Origin of the sequence: Actinomadura sp. SCN-SB, from assembly GCF_043906805.1 — a bacterium.
In the GTDB taxonomy this organism is placed as follows: Bacteria; Actinomycetota; Actinomycetes; order Streptosporangiales; family Streptosporangiaceae; genus Spirillospora.
The window spans coordinates 124,338-149,135 of sequence record NZ_JBIMPP010000002.1 but is presented as its reverse complement, the minus strand read 5'-3'; the positions used below and the strand labels follow the sequence as shown (position 1 = coordinate 149,135).

Sequence of the window (24,798 nt, the reverse complement as noted above, 5' to 3'; positions counted from 1 at the left end):
CCTGTTCAGACCCGGTCGGCGGCGATGAGCAGGTACTGGAAGCCGCCGTCGCGGTACGCCTCCAGGAACGTGCTCTCGATGCCGGTGGCGACCGACGATTTCTGGCGCAGCTCCCAGTACGGGATCGTCTGGGGGGTCAGGTCGATGACGCTGACGGGCACGAGCCGGTTGGACGCCATGGCCCGGAAGTAGCCGCTGCGCGGATGGATGTCGCAGACGTAGTGGGCGTTGATGGTGGAGACGGCGCGGGACGGCAGCCCGTACACGTCGTTGTAACAGCCGGTGATGGTGACGTACCGGCCGCCGCGTTCCAGCAGCCGGGAGTGCTCGGCGAAGAGGTCGTCGAGGACGACGTACATCGTCGACTCGTTGTTCCAGATCGCCCGGAAGGCCCCGCTGTCGAAGCCGGTGTCGAGCATGTTCCTGAAGTGGAACCGGACCCGGTCCGGCACGCCGGCCTTGGCCGCCTGGTCGTTGGCGAAGTCCACCTGGGACCGGGAGATGGACACGCCGTCGACCCGGCAGCCGAAGGCGGCGTGGGCCATGAAGCCGGTGCCGCCCCTTCCCGAGCCCGCGTCCAGCAGCCGGTGCTCTGGCCGGATGTCGCCGAGATGGCTCAGCAGCAGCCGGGCCTGGGCGTTCTCCAGCCGGTGCAGCTCGGCGATGACGGCTTCCTCGCGCCGGGCGTCGTCGCTGGTCTCCAGGACGGACCAGTCGACCTCGCCGATGCCGTAGTGGTGGTGGTACAGCCCGGAGACCTGGCCGAGGCGCAGGTTGACGGGATTGCGTTCGGCGTTCCAGTAGTCGGCGATGTCGTTCTGGTAGTCGCTGGCGATGGTCATGGGAGGGTCCCCTTTCCAGGCCGGGGTTTCGCATCGCTGAACGCGCGGATCACCTGGGCGGACGCTGGATCACTACCTAACGTCACGGAGAGGACACTAGCCGTCGCCTTCCGTGGCCGGGAAGGGGACCGCTCACCACAGAAGGCTGAACGGCGCATCGAGAGAACTGTCACGTCCCGGACAGTCCCCGAAAGGGTCCGCGCAGCGGGGTGCGCACAGCGGGGAATACGCGGCGGCTTCTTCTGTGCTGCATCTCGCGTGGCTGACGTCGTGGCGAGTGTGCGCGATCAGGCGGATGCGTCCGCCTCGCTGAGACCGGTATGGGAGATGTCGAGCATGCGCCGCGTCCGGCTGCCGGCCGGCGCCGGGCTCACCGATCGGCCCGGCCCGCGGTGGGTGCTGGTGTCGGCGGGCGAGGTCACACTTGAGACCGCGTCCGGGTCACACCTCCTCCGCGAAGGCGACGCGGCGCTGGTCGACGCCCGTACCGCCCACCGGGTGACCGCGTCGGGACGGTTCGAGGAGTCCGTCGTGGTCGTCGGGGACCTCCGCTTGGCCGTCCCCGTGCATCGGCTGCCGAGCCCGCTGGTGGTCCGGGGCTTCGCCACGCGGCACGAGGGTGTCGTGGCGCTCGTCGCCATCTGCCCGCTTGAGCACATGTGCGACCCGTCCCTGTTCGCCGCCGGCTACGGGACGGTGATCGGTGCGGCGATGACCGTGTCCTGGCTTGAGGGGCAGGACCGTGACGACGCCGCCGCCCCGGACGAGGCCGTCGCCGCGGTGGTCGCGGCGGTGACCGCCCGGCCCGGCGAGCCGTGGACGGTGGAGCGGATGGCGCGCCTGGTGCATCTGTCGCGTTCCGCCCTGGGTGAGCGGTTCCGCCGGGCGCTCGGCCGCGGCCCCGCCGAGATGCTGAGGGAGGCCAGGATGCGGGAGGCGCGCCGCCTGCTCGGCGACCCCTCGCATCCCGTGCAGTACGTCGCGTCCGCCGTCGGCTACGGCTCCACCGCCGCCTTCAGCCGGGCCTTCTCGGCCCACCACGGCATCCCGCCGCAGGCATGGCGTGACGCCTCATCCGCGCGGGACGCGGAGGGCGGAGAAGAGTGCCCCGGACGCGAGGGCGAAGGCGGCGCCGACCACGAACGCCGTCCTCAGCCCGTGGCCGTCCAGCAGCGCGCCTCCTGAGGCCGACCCGAGGGTGATCGCCACCTGGAACGCGGTCACCTGCAACGACAGGGCCGACTCGGCACGCTCCGGCTCGACGCGCGTCACCCAGAGCTGGGTGGCGACCGGGACCATGTTGAAGGCCACACCCCACAGCACGACGCCGACGGCCAGTACAGGAAGCGATGGCGCGGTCGTGGTGACCAGCAGGCCGGTGCCGAGCAGCACGGGGGCCACGGAGACCACCACCCGCAACCGCCCCGCGAACCGCCCCGCCGCGAGGTTGCCGGCCAGGCCGCCGACGCCCCAGGCGAGCAGCAGCCACACCGTGGCGCGCCTGTCGATCTCCTCGATCGCGAGCCTGATGAACGGGTAGGCGGCGAAGTTGCCGAACGCGACGAGGACCACGCCCAGCACGCCGGTCATCAGGAGCCGGCTGCCGATCGCCTGGCGCAGCATGGTGAGCCCGGCGGCCGGGTGCGGGGGCACGGGCGGCAGCGCCGCGGCCACTCCGATCGCGGCGACGGCGCCGAGCCCGGCCGCGATGCCGAACACGGTGCGCCAGCCGACCGCGTCGCCGAGCAGCGAGGCCAGCGGCACCCCCGCGATGGTCGCCAGGGTGATGCCGAGGGCGAGGGACGTGGAGATCACGCTGTCCCGTCCCGGCACGGCGTGGGTGCCGGCGCCGAGCGCGAACGACCAGTACCCCGCGATGGCGACGCCCAGGACGAGCCGGCCGAGGAGCAGGACGGCGAAGCCGGGGGCGACCGACACCGCCAGGTTCGCGACCGTCGCCGCGACCAGGAGCCCGACGAGGACGGTGCGCCGGTCCATCCGTGGCAGCAGGGCCGCGATGCTGGGCGCGGTGACCGCGCCCGCGGCGGCGGTGGCCGCGACCGCCAGGCCCGCCCTGCCCTCGCTGATCCCGAGGTCGGCCGCCATCGCGGGCAGCACGCTCGCGGGCAGGAACTCGCTGGACACCAGCACCGCGATCCCCGTGGCGAGTGCGACGATCGGAGACCAGGTCGTACGGCTGCCGGTGCGCGCCGGGGCCTGGAGAACAGCTGAACGTGATGGTGATGACCGAGCGGTTGGCATGTGACCAGCGTCGTCGCGCCCACGCCCGCGCGGTTGATCGTGTGACGTGTGCGGTTGATCGTCCGGCCGCCGCCGGCGGCGGGATCGCGGGCCGGTCCGGATCAGGCAAAAAAGCTGCCAAGCGGACCGCCGTCCCTGGCCAAGCGGCGCGTTCTCCGCGTTTGGCCGTCCGGGCTCCGCACACACCCAAGGGAGGGAGACGACAACCGGCAGAGCCGATCATCGGGAGGATTCCATGGCGACCACGACGACCTGGACCAGCGAGGAGCTCGACAAGATCGGCGGCGCGGACGAGCTGGAGGTGGCGCCGATGAGCGACGGCGGGCCGCGCAAGCCGACCACCATCTGGGTCGTCCGGAACGGCGACGACCTCTACATCCGCTCCTACCGGGGTCCGGAGGGCGCCTGGTACCGCGCCGCCAAGACCACCCGCCGGGGCCACATCCGCGCGGGCGGCGTCGACAAGGACGTCGTCTTCACCGAGGAGTCGGACGACGATCTCCTGGACGGCATCGACCGCGCCTACCGTTCCAAGTACGGCAAGTACCCGCGCCAGTACGTCGATCCCATGGTGGCGCCGGAGGCGCGGGCCTGCACGATGAAGCTCGTCCCGCGCTCGTCAGCCTGACCCGTCCCCCAGCGGCACGAAGGGGCCGGCGCGGCCGAGCAGGCCGGGGACCGGTACCCCGAGCAGGTCGCCGAGCCAGGCGCCCGTGGCGGCGACGGCCTCCATCTCGATGCCGGTGTCGACGCCGCTGCGGTGCAGCGCGTACAGGAGGTCCTCGGTCGCGATGTTGCCGGTGGCGGCGGGCGCGAAGGGGCAGCCCCCGAAGCCGCCGGTGCTCGCGTCCAGGACGGTCACGCCTTCGTCGACGGCGGCGAGGGCGTTGGCGTACCCGGTGTTGCGCGTGTTGTGGAAATGGAAGCGCAGCGGCGTCCCGGGGGCGGCCTCCCGGACCCGCCGCGTCAGGTCGCGGACCTGCGCCGGCACGCCCACGCCGATCGTGTCGGCGAGCGCGATCTCGAACGCCCCCGCCGCGTGCGCGCGCCGCGCGATCTCCGCGACCCGCTCCGGCGGCGTCTCGCCCTCGAACGGGCAGCCGAACGAGGCGCCGATCGTCATCCCGGCGGGCACGCCCGCGTCGGCCGCGGCGGCGGCGATCTCGTCCCAGGCGTCCAGCATCTCGGCGGTCGTGCGGCCCTGGTTGCGGACGCAGAACGTGTCGGTGGCGACCACGACGACGTTCACCTCGTCCACCCCTGCCTCCAGGGCGCGGTCGAGCCCCCGGCGGTTGAGCACCAGGCCGCTGTAGGAGACGCCGTCGCGGCGCGGCACCCCCGCCATGACCTCCTCCGCGCCCGCCATCTGCGGCACCCGCTTCGGGTTGACGAACGACACCGCCTCGATCCGGCGTACCCCGGCTTCCACGCAACGGGTGATGAACGCGATCCTGTCCTCGGGGGAGAGCGCGCGCTCCTCGTTCTGCAGGCCGTCCCGTGGACCGACCTCCAGTACGGTTGTATGCAATTCGACCCCCATGCTCGCCTTTTCGCCGTCCCTGTGACTATATTGCATGCAATGGCAAGGAGTGTTGATGGCCCGCGCGACTGACACCGCGTACGAGGTGGTGCGTCAGATGATCCTGTCCGGAGAGGCCGCGGCGGGCGCCCGCCTCGGAGAGGCCGAACTGGCCGAGACCCTCGGCCTGTCCCGCACCCCCGTGCGCGAGGCGCTGCAACGGCTCGGCGCCGACGGCCTGGTCGAGGTGCTGCCGCACCGCGGCGCCCGGGTGGTCCGGTGGACGCGGGACGACCTCGACGAGATCTTCGAGCTGCGCGCGCTGCTGGAACCGTACGCGGCGGCGCGCGCCGCCCGGCTCGGCACCGATCGGGCGGCGCTGGACGAGCTGAACGAGCTGTGCGCGGGCATGGAGCGGGCGGTGGCCGACGGCGACCTCGCGAAGGTCGCCGAGCTCAACTCCCGGTTCCACGTCGCCATCATCGACGCGTCCGGGAACCGGCGCCTCCCCACGATCCTGACCTCGGTCATGCACGCCCCCCTGATCCTCGGCACCTTCCGCCGGTACGACGCCGAGGCCATGGAGCGCAGCATGCACCACCATCGCGAGGTCGTCTCGGCGCTCGCCGCCGGCGACCCCGAATGGGCGGAGTCGGTGATGCGCTCCCACGTGCGCGCCGCCGCGGCCCACCTCCACGCAGACCTTCATGGTGACCTGACCAGCGACGTCTCCACGGACGTCCCGAGCGACGGGCAACGATGAGCGACGACACCTTCTCCCGTCCCCTCGGCGACCTGCGGGTCGTCGAGATGGGCCAGCTACTCGCCGGACCTTTCTGCGGCCAGCTCCTCGGCGACTTCGGCGCCGAGGTCATCAAGGTCGAGCCGCCCGGCACCGGCGACCCGATGCGCGAGTGGGGCCGGGAGAAGCCGCACGGCAAGTCGCTGTGGTGGCCGATCCTCGCCCGCAACAAGAAGTCGGTCACCCTCGACCTGCGCGGCTCCGAGGGGCAGGCGCTGGCGCGCCGCCTCCTCGCGCACGCCGACGTGCTGGTGGAGAACTTCCGTCCCGGCACCCTCGAACGCTGGGGGCTGGGGCCGGACGCGCTGCACGCCGAGAACCCGGGCCTGATCATCACCCGGGTCACCGGGTACGGGCAGGACGGCCCGTACGCGCCGCGCGCCGGGTTCGGCTCCATCGGCGAGGCCATGGGCGGCATCCGCTACGTCACCGGCGACCCCGACCGGCCCCCGTCCCGCGCGGGCATCTCCCTCGGGGACGAGCTGGCCGGCACGTTCGCCGCGCTCGGCACGCTGGTCGCCCTGCACGCGCGGCGGCGCACCGGGCGCGGGCAGATCGTGGACTCGGCGCTGTACGAGGCGGTCCTGGCGATGATGGAGTCGCTCATCCCCGAATGGGAGATCGCCGGTTACCAGCGCGAGCGCACCGGCTCCGTGCTGCCCAACGTCGCGCCCAGCAACGTGTACCCGACCAAGGACGGCCCCGTCCTCATCGCCGCGAACCGCGACACCATCTGGCGGCGGCTGGCCACGCTCATGGGACGTCCCGAGCTGGCCGACGACGAGCGCTTCGCCACCCACGGCGCGCGCGGCGCCAACGCCGAGGAACTCGACGGCCTCATCGCCGAATGGACCGCCGGCCAGGAATCCGCTCAATTGCTGGAGCTCCTGCACGACAACGGCGTCCCGGCCGGGCTCACCTACCGCGCCAAGGACATGCTCTCCGACCCGCACTTCCGCGCACGCGAGGCCATCATCCGCCTCGCCCACCCCGAGTTCGGCGACTTCCCGATGCACAACGTCTTCCCGAAGCTGTCCGACACCCCCGGCGAGGTCCGCACCCTGGGGCCGTCCCTGGGCCAGCACAACTCCGAGATCTACGGCGGTCTCCTCAACCTGAGCACCAAGGAACTGTCCGACCTCACCGCCGCCGGCACCATCTGACCGGGTTCTCCGAACGTCAGACGGTGAGGGCGATCCCGCCGGCGACGCCGAGGGCGAGCGAGGCCGTGGCGGCGGTGTAGGCGACGGCCTGGGCGCCACGGTGGAGGGTGACGGGCGGTCCGGACGGACCACCGAAGGCCGGGACGATCCAGCGGAGGTAGTAGAAGACGCTGGCCACGGAGTTGAGCGCGGCCACGACGGCGAGCCAGGCGTAGCCGCCTTGCAGCGCGGAGCCGAACATCAAAAGCTTGCCGACGAAGACGGCGGTGGGCGGGGTGCCGACCAGTCCGAGCAGGCAGACGGCCAGGGCGAGGGCCAGTGCCGGTGAGCGCCTGGCCAGGCCGGTGTACGCGGCGATGGTGTCCCGGCCCGCCGCCACGACGATGGCGAAGGCGCCCAGGTTGGTGACGGCGTACGCGGCCAGGTAGAAGAGCAGCGCGGGCTCGGCCAGGGCGGCGCGCCCGGCCATGGCGACCGGGACGAGCAGGTAGCCGGCCTGGCTGATCGTCGAGTAGGCGAGCAGGCGCCGCACGTTGTCCTGGCCGAAGGCGGCGAGGTTGCCGAGCGTCATCGTGACCGTGGCGATCGTCGCGATCAGCGACGGCCGGTCCACGGTGGAGGGCAGGGCCTCGGCGGCCAGCCGGAACAGGGCGGTGAACGCGCCGATCTTGGGGACGGTGGTCACGAAGGCCGCCACGACGGGCGGGGCGCCCTCGGTGACGTCCGGGATCCAGTAGTGCGCCGGCACCGCACCGGCCTTGAACAGCAGCCCGGCGAGCAGCGCGACGGTGCCGACCGTGACGGCGGCACCGGGTGCGGCGGCGAGCCCTTGCCGCAGGGGTTCGTAGGAGGTGGCGCGGCCCAGCCCGTACAGCAGCGTCACCCCCGCGAGCATGAAGATGCCCATGAACGCGCCCATGAGGTAGTACTTCAGCGCTGCCTCGGTGCCCGGCGCGTCCTTGCCGAAGCCCGCCAGCGCGTACCCGGGAATGCTCGCCAGCAGGTACGCCGCCACCAGCACGAGCAGGTCGGAGGACGCGCCCAGCGTGACCGTCCCGAGGGCGGCGAGCAGGATGAGCACGGAGAACTCGGTCTCGCGCGCGTGCCCGCGCAGCGGGCCGGCCGCCAGCCCCAGCACCAGCACCGTCGCGCCCAGCACCACGCCGCGCGTGAGATGGGTCAGCGGGTCGACCGCGAAGGCGCCGAACGCCATCAGGTCGGGACGCCGTGACGCGATCACCGTGAAGGCCAGCCCGGCGACGAGGGCGGCCGCGCAGATGACCGCGGCGATCCACTGGCGGGCGCGCGGCAGGAAGATGCCGGTCAGCAGTCCCAGCACGGCACCGGCCAGCACGCACAGCTCCGGTGCCAGGTCGGCGGGGTTCTCGCGCATCATCGCGACACCAGGGACAGCACGGCGGCCGAGGCGGGCTCGATGACGTCCAGGAGGAAACGCGGGACGACCCCGATGACCAGCGACAGCGCCAGCAGCGGCACGATTGCCCACAGCTCGGCGGGGTGGACGTCGCCCACGCCGCCGGTCAGCTCGCCCGGCGGCCCGAGGAACGCGCGGTGCAGGACGCGCAGGAACAGCGCCGCGGTGATGAGGATGCCCGGCACGGCGAGCGCCCCGGCGACCGCGGCCGTCGCGGTGCCGGTGCCGATCGTCCCGGCGAAGATCTGGAACTCGGCGATGAAGCCGGACAGCCCCGGCAGGCCAAGGGACGCGAACGCCGCCACCGCCACCAGTCCCGCGTAGAGCGGCGCGCGGGCGGCGATACCGCCGAAACGGTCCATGTCATAGGTGCGGGCACGGTCGTACAGGACGCCGGACAGCAGGAACAGCGCCCCGGTGATCAGCCCGTGGCTGACCATCTGCGTCACCGCCCCGGTCACGGCGAGCCGCCCGGCCGCGGCGTCCCGCGCGAGACCTGCGGCGCCCACCGCCAGGACGATATAGCCCATGTGGTTGACGGAGGTGTAGGCGATCAGCCGTTTGAGGTTCCGTTGCGCGAGCGCGACCAGCGCCCCGTACAGGACACTGACGACGCCGATCACGATGAAGACCCCCGCGTACCGGCGCCACGCCTCGGGCAGCATCGGCATCGCGATCCGGACGAGGCCGTAGGTGCCCATCTTCAGCAGGACGCCCGCGAGGATCGCCGAGCCCGCCGCGGGCGCGTCCGTGTGCGCCGGAGGCAGCCAGGTGTGGAACGGGACGGCCGGCGTCTTCACCGCCAGCCCGATGCCGATCGCGAGCAGGACGAGCGCCGCGAGCCCCGGCGACCCGTCCAGCGGGGGCGCTCGGGTCAGCTCGACCATGTCGAAGGTCGGGGGATCGGAGCCCAGGTAGAGGCCGATGAACCCGAGCAGCAGCACCAGCGAGCCGAAGAAGGTGTAGAGGAAGAACTTCAGCGCGGAACGGGCGTTGTCGCCGTGCCCCCAGCCGGCGATGACGAAGTACATCCCGACGATCGACAGGTCGAAGAAGACGAAGAACAGCAGCAGGTCCAGCGCCGCGAACAGCCCGAGGCAGACCGTCTGGAGGAAGAGGAACAGCGCGGCGAACGCCCGCACCCGGTGGGTGAGGCGCAGCGAGTACACGGCGCAGCAGAGGAAGAGCACCGAGGTCATCGCCATCAGGGGCAGCGAGAGCCCGTCCACGCCGACGTGGTAGCCCGCCCGTACCGAGGGGATCCAGCGCAGCCGCGTCTCGTAGCCGAGGCCACCGCCGTCGTGGCCGATCCACATCGCGATGACCAGGGCGAGGTCGAGTGCCGCCACGGCGATCCAGGCCCGGACCGCCGTCCGGCCGGTGAGGCGGGGCGTCGCGGCCAGCGCGAGCCCCGCCGCCAGCGGCAGGAAGATGGTCAGGGACAGCACGGTCACACCGCCAGGACCGCGACGACGGCCAGCACGGTGAGCAGCACCGCGGCCTGCGCGTAGTAGGTGTGGACGAGGCCGGTCTGCGGGCGGCGGGCGAGCGCGCCGAGCGTCCTGGCGGCCCGTCCGATCGCGTTGACCAGGCCGTCCACCGTGAGCTCGGCGCGGCGGTCGGTGAGGGCGGCGGCGCGGCGTCCCCCCGCCGCCACCGCCCGCACCGCCCCGTCGATCACACGGTCGTCGAACCGGGCCAGGGCCTCGGCCAGCGCGCGGACGGGCCGGACGACGCCCTGGTGAGCGATCCGTTCCAGGTACAGCCAGTGCGCCGCCGGAGCGGGCCGCCACCGGCGGGAGCGAAACGGCCGACGCCAGACGAGGGCCAGGACCGCCACCGCGAGCGCACCGGAGAGCGCCAGATCGGGCGACAGGTCCCGGCCGGGGAGCGCCACGACCCCGAGCGACGCGGCGGCGATGGCGAGCACGGGCAGGGGCGCCTGCCTGAGAAGGCCGACGCGCTCAAGCCGCCCGGCGTCGGCGGGTCGCCGCCAGACCGCGAGGAGCATCCGTCCCGCGTAAGCGGCCGACAGCACCCCGGCGGCGAGGCCGACCACGTACAGCGGAGCCGAGCGCTCGGCGACCGCGGACAGGATGGCGTCCTTCGTGACCCAGAGGGACAGGGGAGGCAGCCCGGCCAGGGCGAGCGCCCCCACGGCGAACGTCGCGCCGACGACGCGATGGCGACGGGCCGCGCCGCGCAACTCACCCAAGTCCATGGTCCCGAGTGCCGCCGACCAGGCTCCCGCGCCCAGGAACAGCAGGCTCTTGACGGCGGCGTGCGCGACCATCTGATCGGTTCCCGCCTCGGTGGACGCGGCACCGGCGGCCAGCACCATGAACCCGATCTGCGCGCAGGTCGAGGCGGCGAGCACCTGCTTCAGGTCGCGCTGCGCGAGCGCGACCGCGCCGAGCAGCAGCGCGGTGAGCGCCCCGGCCCACGCCACCAGCGTCGCCGCCCACCCGGTGGCGTCCAGCAGCGGCCGGACGCGCAGCAGCAGGTACGCGCCCGCGGCCACCATGGTCGCCGAATGCAGCAGCGCCGAGACCGGCGTCGGGCCCGCCATCGCCCTCGACAGCCAGAAGGAGAACGGCAGTTGCGCCGACTTCCCCAGTGCCGCGATGACGATCCCCGCCGCGACCAGGTCGCGCCAGGGCGCCGCCGCGTCCGGCAGCGTGTCGAGGGAGAGCGCCCGCGTCCCCGCGACGGCGCATCCGGCGGCGAGATAGAGCCCCAGGTCACCGGCCCGGGTGGTGAGGAACGCGACGCCCGCCGAGGCGACCCGGCCCTGGTCCCGCCACCGGAATCCGATCAGGGCGTACGACATGGCGCCCATGACCTCCCAGGCCATGAGCAGCAGCGCCAGGTCGGTGGCGGTGACGGTGACCAGCATCGACCCGGCGAACAGCAGCATCAGGCCGTGGAAGCGCGCCCGAGCCTCCGCGCCGGGCAGGTCTCCGGCGGCGAACACCAGGACGGCCGACGTCACGGCGGTCACCATCACGACCAGCACGGCCGACAGCCCGTCCACCGCCATGCCCGCCTCGAACCCGCCGAACAGCGGGACCCGGACGGCGGGACGGACGGCCGCGGCGGTGATCGCCGACGCCGTCATGCCGAGGGCGGCGAGCACGGAGACGACCGGCGCGATCCGGTCCGCACGTCGTCCGAAGATCGGCGCCGAGGCCAGCAGCAGCGCCCCGGCCACCAGGGGCAGCGCGGGCAGGGCCCAGCCGAGCGCCGTCATCCCTTGAGATCCCTGGCCTGGTCGGTGAGGTCGGCGTCGCGGGCGCGGAACAGCGCGGTGACGACGGCGAAGCCCATCGCCATCTCCAGCGCCATCACGGTGATCGCGACCAGCACGAGCACCTGGCCGTCGGCGGTGGACGGCGCCACGAAGAACCAGAACGCGGCGCCCGCCACCACCAGCCCGTTGATCATGAGCTCCAGACCCATCATCAGCATCACGATCGACTGCTGGGACAGCGCCCCGTACAGCCCGACCGCGAACAGCGCCGCGCCGAGCAGCAGGAACGCCTGCAACGTCATGGGACGTCACCGTCCCGAGTGCCGTCCTGGTCGCCGTACCGGCCCCGGTGGGTGGCCAGCACCACCGAGGCGATCATCGTGGCCAGGATCGCCACCCCGATGACGATCATGACGAGCATCGCCGGGCCCATGAGGGACTCGCCGAGCGCGACGGCCGGGTCGCGCGGCGGCGCGCCCGCCCGCTCCGGCCAGTCGGCCAGGAGGATCCCGGCGGCCAGCGCGGCGAAGACCGCGCCCGCGACGGTCAGCGCACCGCGATGGTTGTGGACCATGGTCATCGGCATCAGCCCCGCCGGGTTCATCATGTACATGATCATGAACACCGCCATCACCAGCAGCTCCATGATCATCATCAGCACCACCAGTACGCCGAGGTAGTGCAGGTCGATCAGGAGCAGTTCCACGCCCACGCACAGGAACGAGGCCAGCAGCGCGAACGTGGCGCGCGCCATCGAGTCGACCACGAACACCGCGACGCCGCTCGCCACCGCGGCGACGGCCAGGATCCAGAACGCGACGTCCCGCACGGCTACCCCACGACCACGATCGCGACGACCAGCGCCTGGAGCAGCGCCGCCGGGATCAGCACCGTCCAGGCCGCCTCCACGAACCGGTCCATGCGCAGCACGGGCAGCCGGTGCGCCGTCCACACCAGCAACGCCAGCACGGCCGATGTCTTGACCAGCGACCAGGCGGGCGCGGGCAGCAGCGGCCCCTCGCCGCCGCCCAGGAACAACGGGACGGCGGCCGCCGCGACGACCACGAGCAGCGCGTACCGTCCCGCCATGAACACCAGACGGTCGGGGCCCGACAGCTCCACCGCCGCCCCGCCCCCCAGATCCGCGCCCACCGGATGGTCCAGCGGCCCCCAGAACACCATCGCCGCCGCCGAGATCAGGTAGACGGCGAACGCGACCGGCATCCACACCGCGAACCACAGATCGTGCTGGGCCGCCGCCACCTCCGCCAAGTCCAGCGAGCCCGCGCCCAGCGCCGCCGTGATGAGCGCGAACATGTGCGGCAGTTCGTACGCCAGTCCTTGCGCCAGGAAGCGGTACCCGCCGATCAGCGCATACGCCGAGTTCGCTCCCCATCCGGTCAGCCAGACCGCGCCCCAGACCACCACCTCCATCGCGTTGAACCACACGACGCCCACCCGCATCCCGGCGACCGCGGCCGTCCCCAGCGGGATCACCACGGCGGCCAGCAGCGCCGCGACCGGCAGCGCGAGCACGCCGATCCGCGCCAGGAGGCGGTCGGACGCGAGCGTGGCGCGACGTTGCTGGACGAGGAGCCGGACGGCGCCGCGCGCGGGCTCGCCCCACGCCCGGAGCGCGCCGCGATGCCCGGCCGCGACCGCGCCGAGCGACCTGTCCAGGACGGCGGCGGCGTACGCGAGCAGCGCCAGCGCCACCGGCGACGCCACCAGGGTCCACAGCGGTGTCTCACCCATGGGTCATCGCCGTGACCTGGGTGATGTCCGGGTCGAGGCTTGCCACGATCAGCCGTGCCGCAGCGAGTTCCGCGCCGTCCAGCAGAGAGGGGAGCGCGGCGAGCAGCCGCGCGCTCGGCTCCCGCCCCACCGGCCCGCGCGGCCCCTCGTCGTCGTCCAGCGGCGTGGGATCGTCCATCGCGGCCAGCGCCTCGCGGATCTCGGTGAGCCAGCCGGTCACCCGGGCCGCCACGTCTCCGGGACGGCGCGCCACCGGCCCGGTGAGGCCGTAGCGCGTCACCGTCGCCGGATCGATCTCACCGACCTTCCGGGTCATCCAGCGCAGCGGACGGGAACGGGCGGTGCGGTGAGCGAAGCGGCCGAAGCCGCTCACGTCCCCTCCCGCGAGCACGGCGTCCCGGAGGACACGTGCCCGGCCGGCCTGGTCGCGCCACCCGGCGACGCCGAGGAACCGGGCCAGGCTGTCGAGGTGAGCGGCCGCCCGCCGCCGCTCGGCCTCCCCCCGCGTGACCGCTTCACCCCTCGCCGCCGCCCTCCAGGGCTCGTCCCAGAACCCCGCCGCGGATCCCGGCCCTCCGGCGAGGACATGGACCTCCGCCGCCTGCACCACATCGCCTTGGAGCGTGAGCGTCACCTTGAGACCGGCGGGCCAGTCCCTCAGCACGGGACCCAGCGGCACCCGCAGAACGTCCAGCTTCAGGCCGTCCCGGTCAGGCGCTCGATCCGCCATCGCCAACCCGCCCGGAGCACCCATCATGTGATGCCCGTGCATCCCCTCCATGTGATGCCCGTGCGTGCCGTGCTCGTCGTGCCCGCCGTGGTGGACGGGTTCCTCCCCGGGCCGCCATGGGCCTGCCGCCGCCCGCGCCATCGCCTGGTCGCGCTGTGCCCCGATATCGGCGAGCTCGGCCACCGCGCGATCCAGCGCGCCGCGGACCGCCGCCACCGACGCATCGGACGGCAGCCACGCCCGCGCCCGGGGTCCGGGAACGTCCTCCCAGGCCGTATGGACGCCCCCCGCCAGGTCCGTTCCGGGATCACCGCACACGACCAGCAGGTCCGCCGACGTGGGCGCGTCCGCCTCGAACCAGCCCCGCCGCCGCAGCTCGCCGTCCACGACCATCCTGGTCCGCGCCCCGCCCGGCACGTCCACCAGGAAGGGACGCGGAGCGGACGCGGCATAGCGGGCGAGCCGCGCGCTCAGGTCCATCGGAACGCCCCCTCGCGCCAGGCGTACACCACGCCGACCATCAGCAGGCCGAGGAAGGCGAACATCTCCACCACCGCCTTCGTCCCGATCGACGCGACGACCAGCGCCCACGGGTACATGAAGATCATTTCCATGTCGAAGGCCAGGAACACCATCGTCACCACGTACCAGCGCACGTGGTACCGGGACGCGGCGTGCTCCAGCGGGCGCCCGCCCGACAGGAAGGGACCGCCGCCCAGCGTTCCGCCCACCCCGGCGAGCCGCGCCACCGCGTACACGGCCGAAAGGAACGCGCCCAGCGACCCGAGCAGAGCGAGCACCGCCGCATACGACTGCATCACCACTCCCACCACGGCCTGACGAGATCTCCCTACCCTTTCCGTCCCGGTATCGATCGCCTGGCGTGCGCACGCAGGCCATTTGGGTACGGCAGCGATATCGGCCTGAGGTGACGGCCTGGGATGCCCCTGAGATGACAGGGAGACGATGAGGCGCTCAGACACGGAAAGAGGCGGCCCCGAGGACCTCGTCCTGGCGGCGCGGGCGGCGGGCGTGACCGACGAGCGCGTGCTCGCGGCCGTCCGCGCCACACCGCGCGCCCGCTACGTGCCCGCCGAACACGCCTTCCGGGCGTACGTGGACGAGCCGCTCCCGATCCCGCACGGCCAGGTCACCACCCAGCCGTCGCTGTCGGCGCGCATGATCGAGGCGCTGGAGCCGACCGGCGAGGAGAGCGTCCTCGAAGTGGGCTCGGGGTACGGCTACCAGGCGGCCCTGATCGCGCGGCTCGCCGCCCGGGTCGTGAGCGTCGAGATCTGGCCCGACCTCGCCGACGAGACCCGCCGCCGCCTGGAGGCGGACGGCATCGGCAACGTCACGGTGCTCGCCGGCGACGGGACCGAGGGCGCGCCCGGCCACGCGCCGTTCGACGCCATCGTGGTCTCGGCCGCGTTCACCGAGGTCCCGCCGCCGCTGGTCGAGCAGCTCCGGACCGGCGGCAGGCTCGTCCAGCCCATCGGGACCGGCGGCGGCGAGGACGTGGTGTGTTACCGGCGCGACCCCGACGGGCTGACGCCGCTGCGGGTCCTCACGCCCGCGTCCTTCGTCCGCCTGGTCGGCCGGTACGGCTTTCCTCGCGAGTGAGTCGGTACGCGAGTGACTCAGTACAGGATCATGCCGCGGATGTTCTTGCCGTCCCGCATGTCCTGGTAGCCCTTGTTCACTTCGTCGAGGGTGTAGGTGGTGGTGACCAGCTCGTCCAGCTTGAGCCTGCCCTCGCCGTACATCTGGAGCAGGCGCGGGATGTCGCGGCGCGGGTTGGCGTTGCCGAAGATGCAGCCGACCAGTTCCTTGCGCTGCATCGCCAGGTCGAACAGGTTGAGCTTGACGTCCTCCTGCATCATCGGCGCGACCGCGGTGACGACGCCCCGGCCGCCCTTGGCGACCATGCCCATCATCGGGCCGATCAGGTCGCCGGTGGCGACGCCGGTGGTCAGGATGGCCTTGTCGGCGTTGGCGCCCCAGGTGAGCTCGCCGACCAGGGCCGCCGCCTCCTCGATGGACGCCGCGCTGTGGGTGGCGCCGAAGGTGGTCTCCGCCTCCTTGCGCTTCCACTCGACCGGGTCGACCGCGATGACATGGCGGGCACCGGCCATGGCGGCGCCCTGCACGGCGTTCATGCCGATGCCGCCGATCCCGATCACCACGACGGTCTCGCCGGGCTGGACGTCGGCGGCGTTGACGGCCGCTCCCCACCCGGTGGTGACACCGCAGCCGACCAGGGCGGCCTTGTCGAGCGGGATCGAGTTGTCGATCTTCACGCAGGTGGCCTCGTTGACCACGGTGTACGGCGCGAAGGTGCCCGTACAGCACATGATCCCGAGGTCCTTGCCGCTCTTGGAGTGGTGGCGCGCGGTCATGTCGCCGATCTGGCGTCCGGCCAGCAGCACGGCGCCCAGGTCGCAGATGTGCTGGCGGCCCCTCGCGCAGGACGGGCAGCGGCCGCAGGACGGGATGAACGACAGGACGACGTGGTCGCCCTCCTGCAGCGTGGTGACGCCGGGGCCGACCTGCACGACCTCCCCCGCGCCCTCGTGCCCGCCGATGATCGGGAACTGTTCGAGCTGAAGCAGCGCGGCCATCTCCGGATCGAGGACCATGTCCCCGGTGACCATGTGCTCATCGGAGTGGCACAGTCCGGAGGCCGCGAACTTGACCTTGACCTCTCCTGCCTTGGGATCGTCGAGCTCGATGTCCTCGACGCTCCAGTCGGTGCGCGGTTCCCACAGGATCGCCGCTCGGGTCTCCATTTGGCGCCCCCTCGGGCATCAGCCGTCGTTTCGGTCGCGCTTCGGACGCCGCACAACGGACACGGTCCAGTGCCCCTTTCTTACTAGAACTTCATTCGGCAATCCATACCCTCGGGGACGGTGCCCGGCCGCTACCGGACGCACGCTCGGGTCGGACGGCGCCCGAGGGATGACGGAGGGCGCGTCCCGTGCCGGGAACGCGCCCTCGTCGTGTGGTGGTGATGTGATGATGTGAAGCCCCGCCGGGCCCCCGTTGCGACCGGCGGGGAGGAACCCGGAGGGGCGAGGCTCCTGCCACTTCGCTCCCAGGGACGGGTAGCGCTCTCCGCTCGGCGGCAGCCCCTCCGGGTTCGGTGTCCATCATAGCCCATGTTACGTGCAGGGGTGTGGCGGCACGACGGAATCCGTGTCACAGAAAGGAGGACGCCCCCGGCCGCGAGCGCCGGAGGCGTCCTCGTGAGGGCATCGGAGGAACCCTTTCCCCTCACTCGTGCACGTCGGGCGACGAGTCGGAAGGCGGACCGACGAGCACGCTCTGTGGCATGACTGCGTGACACACACGGGGCTGACCCTCTCCGGCCTGGACCGGAGAAGGGGGAACGGGAGGGCCCGCCTCGCCCCGCACCCCCACATGCGCGAGACGGGCCCTCGTTCGGGGTCGCTCGGAGGCGACCCCTGACGCACAACCCAGCTGGTGGCCGCGACCCCCCGACGCGGTCCGTTCCCCCGGGGTTGTGCATAGCCCATGTAACACCATCGGCCGCCGGTTGTCCAATCGGACCGCGGAATGCCACACCCGGCGTGCCGGATGCCGCCGATCACCTCCGAGGGCGCGCCCGGTCCCGCGACACACCGGCGCGGCCGACGCCTCGGCCCGGGATATCGGGGGGGTCTCCTGTTCTAGGGTGACCACACCGCGCCCGCCTTCCAGGCCGGCGGCACCGGGGCGATCTCCACCTCGCCCCGCGGAACCAGTGAGCTCGGCTCCCCAGGGATCGGACCAGGGGCCTTCCCGGGTGCGGCCGGGGCCCTCCGGGGCGACAGTGGTCGAGATCAGCCGGCCGCCAGGTGAGCCCGCCCGAGCGAGGAGCCGACGCCATGAACACGTCCGATCGAGCAGCCCGTCCCGGCACCTGCGGACCGCCGGCGACACCCAAGCACCATCAGCTAAACGTTACCCAACGGTTACACCCGTACCACCGGTCACGGGCATAGCCCATGTAACGTAAGAACCCTCCACCGTGGCAGCGGTAGAGGGTCCTTTTGTCAACAGCCGCCACTCGATGCCAAGAGAGGAGCCATGGACGGGCTCATACTAGACGACTTGGCCCGGCTACAAGGAGCACTCGGCTCGACGTCCTATGTCTCGCTGATTCTGCTTTGCGTGCTGATCGTCGTCGTCCTCGCCGAACACGGTTACATCGGCCGTAACCGCAAGAAGCCCCCTCGGCTGAAGATTCGCAGAAGCGGCCGGCACAGGCACGGCTACCAAGCGGCCGCTTTCCCCAAGCCGGGCAGCGCGTATCACCAAACGAGGGGGAGGCATGCCGCCAGATCCGGACAGGTGCCAGGGACAGCCGGAGTGTCCGGGGATTCCCGTGCTGGAGATGACCCTGGTTAATCTGGTCACCCATGCGTCGCACACGCCGCTGCGGGTGTGCTCGCAGTGCGCGGCCGGACTGTTGATCGTCCATGCCGTCTATCCCGAGGGCGCGCCCAGCCCCTTCCGGGTGACGCATATCTCGATGATCGGCCAGGAAAGCGGCAGGGAGCGGCAGGCCGCGCATCAGCTCGCCTGACAATCCGTGACGGCGGCGTTCCGTACGGGTGCCCGTCAGGTGGACCGCACTTATTCCGCGGTTCTGACGGCCAATCGCGAATCGCCGTCCCCGGCCGGGACGGCGATTCGCGGGCCATGGAAGGGAAATCGGCGCTCCCGGCGCCGTGAAAGGCGTACACCACTCATCGCCCGCCCTTTGCGGCGGGATATTCGCCGACGGCCGGACGGCGTTTCCGGGCACGGGGAGAATAAAACAGGCCATTGCGGGGGAGAGCCGCCGGCGCCGATGGCGGCGCCGGCGGCTCTGGTGTTCTCGGGTGGAGCGGGGGACGGCCTTCGAGGTCTCACGGGGAGGCGGGAGCGCGGGGGTGCAAGAGCCCCGGCCCTTACCGGGCCGGGGCCGCGGTGTTCCCGCTTTCACGACCTCGAACGCAGATCAATGGTCCAGCAACGCCATCCGGCAAGCGGTCCTTCGGTGATGTATTCGGATGCCGGCAAGTGCGTCACGCCATGCGACTCCAGCACCCTGTCCAACCAGGCGTTGTCCTCTTCAGTGGTGCTCTCGCCGCAGTCGTACACGGCGAGAACGTCCTGCTGGTCGTCCACGTAAGCGCTGCGTCCCGGGGCCGCCAGGATTTCGCCGCGCCCGCCCTCGATTACATTCGGCCCGCTGTCACCTCTCAACCCGATCCCTCCATGCTCCCCCCACTGATTTCTCCCGCCTTTGGCAGCGTAGTCTCGCCGTAAGGGGTGCTGCAAGGATGTTGACGAGTCAACCGGCTTCGTCGGGATGTCGCGCTAGATACGATTCGCGCGGTTCGGAGATGCGCGAATATCCGGGGTCGAGCAGCGCTTCTCTGGAGGTGCGTTCACTGCGATAGAAACCGCGGTCCGGATCCCAGCGGATCACGAGATTGTTCTCGCGTAGGGCGCCGACCTGCCAGAGATAGGGATTTTTCAGCGATGGTGCGAGGTTCTCTATTCCCAGCGCTCGAACACGCGCATGGTACTCCAGCAGCCGATAAATGGAATGATTGCGCAGCGCCCGGGGCAGTGGCGGCCACGCATTGAACTCGTCAGCAGCACTGACGCGTTTCTGGCCCACGTCGATGCCGTGCTCCCGGCGCAGCTTCTCGCGGTTTCGCGAAACCCACACCTTCAAGTTCGACTCGTTCGTTCCACCATGTCCCATTGTCGCCAGCGCCTGCGCGTACTCGGCCCATGTCCAATCGTGGCCGTGCCTCTTCCACAGGACCACGAAGTCATCTAGCCGGCTCAAAAGAACTCCACCATTGATCTTAGTCAGCGGGGTGGTTGCATGACCGTGTTCATCGCCCCCGGGAGGTGAGTGTAGGGGCAGCCAAAGATCGACAGCCAACATCGGCCGAGGTCCCCGGCATGTGAGCGGGCGCATCCGCCTCGTTCGACGACCCCATGTACGAGGGCTATGCTCCGACATCACCCCCGCGGCCCTCGGAGCGGGCGATCCTCCGGTTCGACTCCCGTCCCGGCGGCGCCCCGGCACCGGCTCGGGCGCGGGCGCGGACTTCCCGACCGATCGTGTGGGCATTTGGGCGTCCCGGTGCCGTACGGGGGCATGCCGACAAGGCTTCCGGAACCGATTCCGGTGGCTTCTCGAACCGGCTCGGCGCGCCCTCCGCAATCCCCATCCCGGAGATTCCCTAAGACCGCTTCGCGCGGTCCGGGCGCCATCCCGTGCCCGTCCCGCCCGGCACCCGAAGGCTCCGCGTCCCCTTTCCCTCCGGGCGCTCCCGGCACTCGAACACCGTTCGGCACGGGGGCGGGAAAGCGCCCGGACCACCCCCGCCACACCAAGGCCGGATCTTGGAATCGGCCTTTCTCAGCGGGATTGCCGGGACTCCAAGACCGCCCGTTTCCTGGCGATCCGCACCGCCTTGGAAAGCGTCTCGATGTCGTAGGCGCCGTGGTGCCGGCGCCCGTTGACGAAGAACGTCGGGGTGCCGGAGACGCCGCTCAGGTCGGCCGAGTCGACGTCCTCCGACACCCGGTCGTTCCCGCGGCCACGGCGCAGGTCGTCACGGAACCGATCGACGTCCAGCCCCAGCTCCTCCGCGTAGCGGACCAGGTCACGCGCCTCCAGCGCGTCCTGGTGCTTCAGCAGCAGATCGTGCATCTCCCAGAACGCGCCCTGCGCCGCGGCCGCCTCCGACGCCAGCGCGGCCAGCCGCGCCTGCGGGTGGACGTCACTGAGCGGCAGGTGCCGCCACACGTACCGGACGTCACCATGCCCCTCCAGCAGTTCCCGGACGATCGGCTCGGCCTGGCCGCAATACGGGCATTGGAAGTCGCCGTACTCGACCAAGGTGACGGGGGCGTCGGCGGGCCCGCGGATGTGGTCGCGGTCCGGGTCGACCGGCGCGGCCAGATCGATGATGCCCTCCGCGGTGCCCAGCAGCGCGCGCACCCGCGCGGGGGTCGGGAGCCTGGCGGCCGCCCGCGCGCCGAGCCAGCTGATGAGAGGGCCGAGGATCCCGGCGGACAGGATGCCGACCTTGGCCTCCTCCAGCCGCTCGCCGGTGAAGGCCAGCGTCGCGATCAGCAGGGACACGGTGAAGCCGATGGCGCTGATGGCGCCGGCGCCCAGGACCGACGCCCATCCCACGGGGGGAGCCAGCCTGCGCCCGCTGAGCCGCCAGACGAGCCAGGTCAGCAGGGAGATTCCCAGGGGCTTTCCGATGACGAAGCCCACGATGATCCCTTGGGTGAGCGAGGAGGTGTAGGCGTTGGCCAGGACGTCGCCGCTGAGGACGAGACCCGAGTTGGCGAGCGCGAAGAGCGGCACGATCACGTAGCCCGACCACGGGTGGATCATCTGCTGCAGCCGCTCGTTCGGTGAGATCGCCGCGGCGACCTCGACCCGCGCCGACCGCGCCAGCTCCGGTGTCGGCTGCTCCCTGAACAGCCGGAACACCTCCGTGGCGCGTTCCAGATCGACGCGCGTCGCCGGATAGGCGAAGGTCAGCATGCCCAGGGCCAGTCCCAGCAGAATCGGCTCCACCCCGGAGAAGGACAGCGCCACCCACGCGGCCACGCTCAGCAGCACGTACACCGGGACCTGGCCCACGCCCAAGGCGCGCACCACGACGATCACGGCGAAGATGGCCAGCGCCACCAGCAGCGGCATCGCCTTCAGGTCCTCGGTGTAGACGAACGCGATCACCACCAGCGCGACGATGTCGTCGACCACGGTGACGGTGAGCAGGTACGTGCGCAACCGGGCCGGGAAGCTCCGGCGGAACAGCGCCAGCACGCCGAGGGCGAACGCCGTGTCGGTCGGCATCACCACGCCCCAGTCGTGGACGGCCGGGGTGCCCGCGTTGAACGCCAGGAAGATGGCGATCGGCACGACGATCCCACCGAGCCCGGCGGCCAGCGGCAGCGCGACCCGCCGCCGGTCGCGCAGTTCCCCCATGTCGAACTCGCGGCGCGCCTCCAGGCCGACGTTGAAGAAGAACAGCGTCATCAGCCCGTTGTTGACCCAGTGGCGCAGGTCCTGCGACAGCGCGTGATCGCCCACGCCGACCGACAGGGGCGTCTCCCACACCGCCTCATACGAGGACGTGTCGAGGTTGGCCCAGACGATCGCGCCGATGGTCGCGGCCAGCAGGATGATGGCGCTGCCGGCCTCGGTGCGCAGGAAGTTCCGCAGGGGCGTTCGCAGGCTTCTCGCCCACGCGGTCGTGTCGGAGAACGGTCCCCCCAAAGCCTGCCCAGCCTTCCGTCATCGCCTCACCGGGTTCGCACGCGCACCGCCGTGGCGGTCACCTGGCCGGGACCGGGATGCGCAGCGCGGTGAAGCCGCCGAAGTCGAGCCAGGCCGAGTCCGGCGACCGGACGAGGCGCATCAGGACGTTGTCGCAGCCGGGGCAGCGGGCGACCATCCCCGGCGCGTTCGCGTACACGGGCAGCCCGGCGACCGGGCCGTTGCGGCCGCATTGGGCGCAGGTGCCCGTGGCCGCGGTGACGTCCACGGAGAACAGCTCGCCCAGCGGACCGGCGAGCACGTTGCCGTCCATGTGGCGGTCTCCGCCGTCGCCCTGGATTCCCATGGTCATGTCGGTCAGCCTCCAGTCGGGCCGAAGCGTTCGGTCTTGATCCGCTGCGGGTCCTGGCCATGCGCGACCAGCAGGTTCGCGGCGGCCTCCACGAATCCGGTCGGGCCGCAGACGAAGCAGTCGGGGTCGGAGTCGGCGAGCCCGGCGCGCCGGCTGAGGTCGGACGCGGTCAGCCTGCCGGGAGGGCGCGGCCAGCCCTCCGGGGTCTCGCGGGTGAACAGGCAGGTGACGTCCAGTCCGGGCTCGGGATGTCCCAGTTCGTCCTTGTAGTACACGTCGGCGGGCGAGCGCACCGAGTACAGCAGCCGGAACGGCGTTCCGCTGCTCTCCTCGCGGCGCGCCCGGATCATGGCCATCAGCGGCACGATGCCCGACCCGCCCGCCAGCAGCAGCACCGGGCGCCGCCCGGTGGGCCGCCACACGAACCAGCCCCCGACCGGCCCGCGCAGCTCGATCTCGTCGCCGACGGCGAGGATGTCGACCAGGTAGGGCGACACCTCGCCGTCGTCCAGCCGTTCCACGGTCAGCTCCACCCGGTCGGGCCGGGCGAGCGAGTAGCTCCGCTGGGTGCTGTAGCCGTCGGGCGCGGTCAGCCGGACGTCGACATGCTGGCCCGGCAGGTGCCCCGGCCAGTTCGGAACGTCGAAGGTCAGCGTCCGCGCGGTCGGGGTCTCCCAGCGCTCGGCGGCCAGCCGCGCGACCCGCCACACCAGCGGACGCGACGTCAGTCCCCTTGGTACCGCTGTTCCCGCCATGGGTCCCCGTAGTCGTGATAGCCGGCGGTCTCCCAGAATCCCGGCTCGTTGTGTTCGAGCAGGCGGATCCCGCGGAGCCATTTGGCGGACTTCCAGAAGTACAGGTGCGGGACGAGCAGCCGCGCGGGGCCGCCGTGCTCGGGCGGGATGTCGCCGCCTTCGTAGCGGTAGACCACCCACGCCTGGCCGTCGAGCAGGTCCTGCAAGGGCAGGTTGGTGCTGTAGCCGCCGTAGGAGTAGGCCAGCGCGTACCCCGCCGTGGTGTCCACTTCGGACAGCAGCGTGTCCAGCGACACCCCCTGCCAGTTGGTGCCCAGCTTGGACCACTTGGTGACGCAGTGGATGTCCACCGTCGGCGTCTCGTGCGGCAGGTCCAGCATCTCCTCCCACGACCACCGGTGGTCCTGTCCCATCTCGGTGGTGATCGTGAACTCCCATTCCGCGGTCGGGATCCGCGGTGTCGGCCCGGCCGACAGCACCGGGAAGTCCTTCACCAGGTACTGGCCCGGTGGCAACTGCGCGCCGGACTCCTGCCGTCTGCCGTGGAAACCGCGCGAGACGATCGCCATCGTCGGCTCCTTTCGTGTGCCGCCGCGCGTGCCCGCCCGGAGGCTGCTCAGCCGAGGTCGTGACGCCGCCCCGTTCCGTTGCGCCGCCCCCCGATCTTCGGTGTCTTCCCAATGAGCGATCTCTAACCACCCCGTCCGGGACCGCGCGACGGCCGGCCCGGCGTGATCTCGCGGGCCTCGCGGCGGCCCTTGGGCGGGGCTTGACCAACAAAATGAACACTCTTTTAATTCAGGGATGGGCCGTATCGCCGGGGTCACCGCGGCCGAGACCCGTGACCGGCTGCTGCGCGCCGCGGCGGACGCCTTCGCCCGCCACGGCTACGAGGGCACGCGGGTCGCCGACATCGCGTCCGCCGCCGGGGTGAGCAACGGGGCGCTGTACTCGCATTTCGGCTCCAAGGCCGAGCTGCTGGTGGCCGCGCTGCGGACGCACGGGCGGCAGCTGCTGGCCGAGCTGCTGGCCGCCGAGCCCGACCGTCCCATCGCCGACCTGCTGCTCGCGGCGGGCCGGTGCCTGCCCGAGCGCCGGGACGACCTCGGGCACCTCATCGTGGAGGCGCTGGTCGCGGCCCGCCGTGACCGGGACGTCGCCAGGCTGATGCGCGACTACATGGGCGAGCGCGCCGACCGGCTCGCCGGTCTGATCCGGCTCGCGCAGGCCGGCGGCGAGGCCGACCCGGCGCTTCCCCCGGACGCGCTCGCCCACTTCTGTCTGCTGCTCGCGATCGGCGGCGCCCTCGTGCCACGAGAGCTGCACCCGGTGGACGACGGGGAGTGGGCGGCGCTGCTGGCCCGCATCGTGGCCGATCTCGCGCGGCCCGGCGGAACGCGACAGACGGGAGACATGCCGTGAAAGTGCACATCGATACCGGCCGGTGCCAGGGGCACGGCCGCTGCTACGACCTCGCCCCCGGCGTCTTCGGCGAGGACGGGGAGGGCTACGGGACGGTCCTGAACGGCGGAGTCGTCCCGGCGGGCGAGGAGCAGCAGGCCCGGCTCGCGGTGTCCAACTGTCCCGAACGCGCGATCGACGTCATCGAGGAGAGCTGA

General features: G+C 71.8%; 26 protein-coding genes. 8 read left to right on the top strand and 18 right to left on the bottom strand.

Annotated features, from left to right (window positions below; all coding sequences use genetic code 11):
* Positions 1-5: 5 nt before the first annotated feature.
* Positions 6-842 (bottom strand): geranyl diphosphate 2-C-methyltransferase, encoded by an 837-nt coding sequence (locus ACGWYJ_RS02015; protein ID WP_395103744.1) that lies wholly within the window; start codon positions 840-842, stop codon positions 6-8.
* Between the two features lie 336 nt (positions 843-1,178).
* Between ACGWYJ_RS02015 and ACGWYJ_RS02010 the strand changes: the two genes are divergently transcribed.
* Complete coding sequence (locus ACGWYJ_RS02010) at positions 1,179-2,027, top strand: helix-turn-helix domain-containing protein (protein ID WP_395103743.1); 849 nt, start codon at positions 1,179-1,181, stop codon at positions 2,025-2,027.
* Here the strand turns inward: ACGWYJ_RS02010 and ACGWYJ_RS02005 are convergent.
* On the bottom strand, positions 1,914-3,104 hold the full coding sequence (locus tag ACGWYJ_RS02005) for an MFS transporter (RefSeq protein WP_395103742.1): 1,191 nt from the start codon (positions 3,102-3,104) through the stop codon (positions 1,914-1,916). The two genes, ACGWYJ_RS02010 and ACGWYJ_RS02005, sit on opposite strands and share 114 nt — an antisense overlap.
* A 235-nt stretch (positions 3,105-3,339) precedes the next feature.
* Here ACGWYJ_RS02005 and ACGWYJ_RS02000 point away from each other — a divergent pair, with 235 nt between their 5' ends.
* Positions 3,340-3,732 (top strand): DUF2255 family protein, encoded by a 393-nt coding sequence (locus tag ACGWYJ_RS02000; RefSeq protein WP_395103741.1) that lies wholly within the window; start codon positions 3,340-3,342, stop codon positions 3,730-3,732.
* Here ACGWYJ_RS02000 and ACGWYJ_RS01995 read toward each other — a convergent pair.
* Complete coding sequence (locus ACGWYJ_RS01995) at positions 3,724-4,644, bottom strand: hydroxymethylglutaryl-CoA lyase (protein ID WP_395103740.1); 921 nt, start codon at positions 4,642-4,644, stop codon at positions 3,724-3,726. The genes ACGWYJ_RS02000 and ACGWYJ_RS01995 overlap by 9 nt on opposite strands.
* Positions 4,645-4,699: 55 nt before the next feature.
* Here ACGWYJ_RS01995 and ACGWYJ_RS01990 point away from each other — a divergent pair, with 55 nt between their 5' ends.
* Entirely contained in the window at positions 4,700-5,386 is a 687-nt protein-coding gene (locus ACGWYJ_RS01990; RefSeq protein ID WP_395103739.1) for a GntR family transcriptional regulator, read from the top strand.
* The gene (locus ACGWYJ_RS01985; RefSeq protein WP_395103738.1) at positions 5,383-6,588 is read left to right on the top strand and encodes a CaiB/BaiF CoA transferase family protein; all 1,206 of its coding nucleotides are present in this window, start codon (positions 5,383-5,385) and stop codon (positions 6,586-6,588) included. The genes ACGWYJ_RS01990 and ACGWYJ_RS01985 overlap by 4 nt, the downstream gene beginning before the upstream one ends.
* 16 nt (positions 6,589-6,604) lie before the next feature.
* Here the strand turns inward: ACGWYJ_RS01985 and ACGWYJ_RS01980 are convergent, their stop codons facing one another.
* From ACGWYJ_RS01980 to ACGWYJ_RS01945, 8 genes are read right to left on the bottom strand one after another with little or no spacing between them, the layout of a single operon-like run.
* On the bottom strand, positions 6,605-7,984 hold the full coding sequence (locus tag ACGWYJ_RS01980) for an NADH-quinone oxidoreductase subunit N (RefSeq protein WP_395103737.1): 1,380 nt from the start codon (positions 7,982-7,984) through the stop codon (positions 6,605-6,607).
* Positions 7,981-9,477: a NuoM family protein gene (locus tag ACGWYJ_RS01975; RefSeq protein WP_395103736.1), complete on the bottom strand. Its 1,497-nt coding sequence runs from the start codon at positions 9,475-9,477 to the stop codon at positions 7,981-7,983. Before ACGWYJ_RS01975 ends, ACGWYJ_RS01980 begins: the two co-directional genes overlap by 4 nt.
* Positions 9,474-11,273, bottom strand: coding sequence for an NADH-quinone oxidoreductase subunit L (locus tag ACGWYJ_RS01970; protein WP_395103735.1), 1,800 nt, complete (start codon positions 11,271-11,273; stop codon positions 9,474-9,476). The genes ACGWYJ_RS01975 and ACGWYJ_RS01970 overlap by 4 nt, the downstream gene beginning before the upstream one ends.
* Entirely contained in the window at positions 11,270-11,575 is a 306-nt protein-coding gene (gene nuoK, locus ACGWYJ_RS01965) for an NADH-quinone oxidoreductase subunit NuoK (RefSeq protein WP_395103734.1), read from the bottom strand. The genes ACGWYJ_RS01970 and nuoK overlap by 4 nt, the downstream gene beginning before the upstream one ends.
* Positions 11,572-12,102, bottom strand: coding sequence for an NADH-quinone oxidoreductase subunit J (locus ACGWYJ_RS01960; RefSeq protein ID WP_395103733.1), 531 nt, complete (start codon positions 12,100-12,102; stop codon positions 11,572-11,574). The genes nuoK and ACGWYJ_RS01960 overlap by 4 nt, the downstream gene beginning before the upstream one ends.
* Positions 12,103-12,104: 2 nt before the next feature.
* Entirely contained in the window at positions 12,105-13,028 is a 924-nt protein-coding gene (locus ACGWYJ_RS01955; protein ID WP_395103732.1) for a complex I subunit 1 family protein, read from the bottom strand.
* Complete coding sequence (locus ACGWYJ_RS01950; RefSeq protein ID WP_395103731.1) at positions 13,021-14,238, bottom strand: hypothetical protein; 1,218 nt, start codon at positions 14,236-14,238, stop codon at positions 13,021-13,023. Before ACGWYJ_RS01950 ends, ACGWYJ_RS01955 begins: the two co-directional genes overlap by 8 nt.
* Complete coding sequence (locus ACGWYJ_RS01945) at positions 14,229-14,576, bottom strand: NADH-quinone oxidoreductase subunit A (protein WP_395103730.1); 348 nt, start codon at positions 14,574-14,576, stop codon at positions 14,229-14,231. Before ACGWYJ_RS01945 ends, ACGWYJ_RS01950 begins: the two co-directional genes overlap by 10 nt.
* A 148-nt stretch (positions 14,577-14,724) precedes the next feature.
* Here ACGWYJ_RS01945 and ACGWYJ_RS01940 point away from each other — a divergent pair, with 148 nt between their 5' ends.
* Positions 14,725-15,381: a protein-L-isoaspartate(D-aspartate) O-methyltransferase gene (locus tag ACGWYJ_RS01940; protein ID WP_395103729.1), complete on the top strand. Its 657-nt coding sequence runs from the start codon at positions 14,725-14,727 to the stop codon at positions 15,379-15,381.
* Between the two features lie 17 nt (positions 15,382-15,398).
* Here ACGWYJ_RS01940 and ACGWYJ_RS01935 read toward each other — a convergent pair whose 3' ends face one another.
* A complete protein-coding gene (locus ACGWYJ_RS01935; RefSeq protein ID WP_395103728.1) occupies positions 15,399-16,547 on the bottom strand; it encodes an NDMA-dependent alcohol dehydrogenase in 1,149 nt (382 codons plus the stop codon).
* Between the two features lie 1,598 nt (positions 16,548-18,145).
* Here ACGWYJ_RS01935 and ACGWYJ_RS01930 point away from each other — a divergent pair.
* A complete protein-coding gene (locus ACGWYJ_RS01930) occupies positions 18,146-18,346 on the top strand; it encodes a hypothetical protein (RefSeq protein ID WP_395103727.1) in 201 nt (66 codons plus the stop codon).
* A gap of 398 nt (positions 18,347-18,744) precedes the next feature.
* Here ACGWYJ_RS01930 and ACGWYJ_RS01925 read toward each other — a convergent pair whose 3' ends face one another.
* The 6 genes from ACGWYJ_RS01925 to ACGWYJ_RS01900 form a co-directional block, all read right to left on the bottom strand.
* Positions 18,745-18,933, bottom strand: coding sequence for a hypothetical protein (locus tag ACGWYJ_RS01925; protein WP_395103726.1), 189 nt, complete (start codon positions 18,931-18,933; stop codon positions 18,745-18,747).
* A gap of 166 nt (positions 18,934-19,099) precedes the next feature.
* Entirely contained in the window at positions 19,100-19,708 is a 609-nt protein-coding gene (locus ACGWYJ_RS01920) for a hypothetical protein (RefSeq protein ID WP_395103725.1), read from the bottom strand.
* Positions 19,709-20,188: 480 nt separating this feature from the next.
* A complete protein-coding gene (nhaA, locus tag ACGWYJ_RS01915) occupies positions 20,189-22,072 on the bottom strand; it encodes a Na+/H+ antiporter NhaA (protein ID WP_395103724.1) in 1,884 nt (627 codons plus the stop codon).
* 58 nt (positions 22,073-22,130) lie between these two features.
* Positions 22,131-22,424, bottom strand: coding sequence for a DUF6510 family protein (locus tag ACGWYJ_RS01910; protein ID WP_395103723.1), 294 nt, complete (start codon positions 22,422-22,424; stop codon positions 22,131-22,133).
* Between the two features lie 5 nt (positions 22,425-22,429).
* The gene (locus ACGWYJ_RS01905; RefSeq protein ID WP_395103722.1) at positions 22,430-23,179 is read right to left on the bottom strand and encodes a ferredoxin reductase; all 750 of its coding nucleotides are present in this window, start codon (positions 23,177-23,179) and stop codon (positions 22,430-22,432) included.
* The gene (locus ACGWYJ_RS01900) at positions 23,149-23,748 is read right to left on the bottom strand and encodes a sulfite oxidase-like oxidoreductase (RefSeq protein ID WP_395103721.1); all 600 of its coding nucleotides are present in this window, start codon (positions 23,746-23,748) and stop codon (positions 23,149-23,151) included. The genes ACGWYJ_RS01905 and ACGWYJ_RS01900 overlap by 31 nt, the downstream gene beginning before the upstream one ends.
* A 235-nt stretch (positions 23,749-23,983) precedes the next feature.
* On the opposite strand from ACGWYJ_RS01900, the gene ACGWYJ_RS01895 reads away from it, so the two are divergent.
* Together ACGWYJ_RS01895 and ACGWYJ_RS01890 are read left to right on the top strand one after the other, a co-directional pair.
* Positions 23,984-24,601, top strand: coding sequence for a TetR/AcrR family transcriptional regulator (locus ACGWYJ_RS01895; RefSeq protein ID WP_395103720.1), 618 nt, complete (start codon positions 23,984-23,986; stop codon positions 24,599-24,601).
* Positions 24,598-24,798: a ferredoxin gene (locus ACGWYJ_RS01890; protein ID WP_395103719.1), complete on the top strand. Its 201-nt coding sequence runs from the start codon at positions 24,598-24,600 to the stop codon at positions 24,796-24,798. The genes ACGWYJ_RS01895 and ACGWYJ_RS01890 overlap by 4 nt, the downstream gene beginning before the upstream one ends.

Excerpts from the sequence above, each read along its gene's own strand:
- ACGWYJ_RS01910 (WP_395103723.1), bottom strand. The coding sequence starts at position 22,424 with ATGACCATGGGAATCCAGGGCGACGGCGGAGACCGCCACATGGACGGC.
- ACGWYJ_RS01980 (WP_395103737.1), bottom strand. The coding sequence starts at position 7,984 with ATGATGCGCGAGAACCCCGCCGACCTGGCACCGGAGCTGTGCGTGCTG.
- ACGWYJ_RS01900 (WP_395103721.1), bottom strand. The coding sequence starts at position 23,748 with ATGGCGATCGTCTCGCGCGGTTTCCACGGCAGACGGCAGGAGTCCGGC.
- ACGWYJ_RS01995 (WP_395103740.1), bottom strand. The coding sequence starts at position 4,644 with ATGGGGGTCGAATTGCATACAACCGTACTGGAGGTCGGTCCACGGGAC.
- ACGWYJ_RS01985 (WP_395103738.1), top strand. The coding sequence starts at position 5,383 with ATGAGCGACGACACCTTCTCCCGTCCCCTCGGCGACCTGCGGGTCGTC.
- ACGWYJ_RS02005 (WP_395103742.1), bottom strand. The coding sequence starts at position 3,104 with ATGCCAACCGCTCGGTCATCACCATCACGTTCAGCTGTTCTCCAGGCC.
- ACGWYJ_RS01950 (WP_395103731.1), bottom strand. The coding sequence starts at position 14,238 with ATGGACCTGAGCGCGCGGCTCGCCCGCTATGCCGCGTCCGCTCCGCGT.
- ACGWYJ_RS01990 (WP_395103739.1), top strand. The coding sequence starts at position 4,700 with ATGGCCCGCGCGACTGACACCGCGTACGAGGTGGTGCGTCAGATGATC.
- ACGWYJ_RS01920 (WP_395103725.1), bottom strand. The coding sequence starts at position 19,708 with ATGTTGGCTGTCGATCTTTGGCTGCCCCTACACTCACCTCCCGGGGGC.
- ACGWYJ_RS02015 (WP_395103744.1), bottom strand. The coding sequence starts at position 842 with ATGACCATCGCCAGCGACTACCAGAACGACATCGCCGACTACTGGAAC.
- ACGWYJ_RS01905 (WP_395103722.1), bottom strand. The coding sequence starts at position 23,179 with ATGGCGGGAACAGCGGTACCAAGGGGACTGACGTCGCGTCCGCTGGTG.
- ACGWYJ_RS01935 (WP_395103728.1), bottom strand. The coding sequence starts at position 16,547 with ATGGAGACCCGAGCGGCGATCCTGTGGGAACCGCGCACCGACTGGAGC.
- ACGWYJ_RS01945 (WP_395103730.1), bottom strand. The coding sequence starts at position 14,576 with ATGCAGTCGTATGCGGCGGTGCTCGCTCTGCTCGGGTCGCTGGGCGCG.
- ACGWYJ_RS01895 (WP_395103720.1), top strand. The coding sequence starts at position 23,984 with ATGGGCCGTATCGCCGGGGTCACCGCGGCCGAGACCCGTGACCGGCTG.
- ACGWYJ_RS01970 (WP_395103735.1), bottom strand. The coding sequence starts at position 11,273 with ATGACGGCGCTCGGCTGGGCCCTGCCCGCGCTGCCCCTGGTGGCCGGG.
- ACGWYJ_RS01940 (WP_395103729.1), top strand. The coding sequence starts at position 14,725 with ATGAGGCGCTCAGACACGGAAAGAGGCGGCCCCGAGGACCTCGTCCTG.
- ACGWYJ_RS02010 (WP_395103743.1), top strand. The coding sequence starts at position 1,179 with ATGCGCCGCGTCCGGCTGCCGGCCGGCGCCGGGCTCACCGATCGGCCC.
- ACGWYJ_RS01955 (WP_395103732.1), bottom strand. The coding sequence starts at position 13,028 with ATGGGTGAGACACCGCTGTGGACCCTGGTGGCGTCGCCGGTGGCGCTG.
- ACGWYJ_RS02000 (WP_395103741.1), top strand. The coding sequence starts at position 3,340 with ATGGCGACCACGACGACCTGGACCAGCGAGGAGCTCGACAAGATCGGC.
- nuoK (WP_395103734.1), bottom strand. The coding sequence starts at position 11,575 with ATGACGTTGCAGGCGTTCCTGCTGCTCGGCGCGGCGCTGTTCGCGGTC.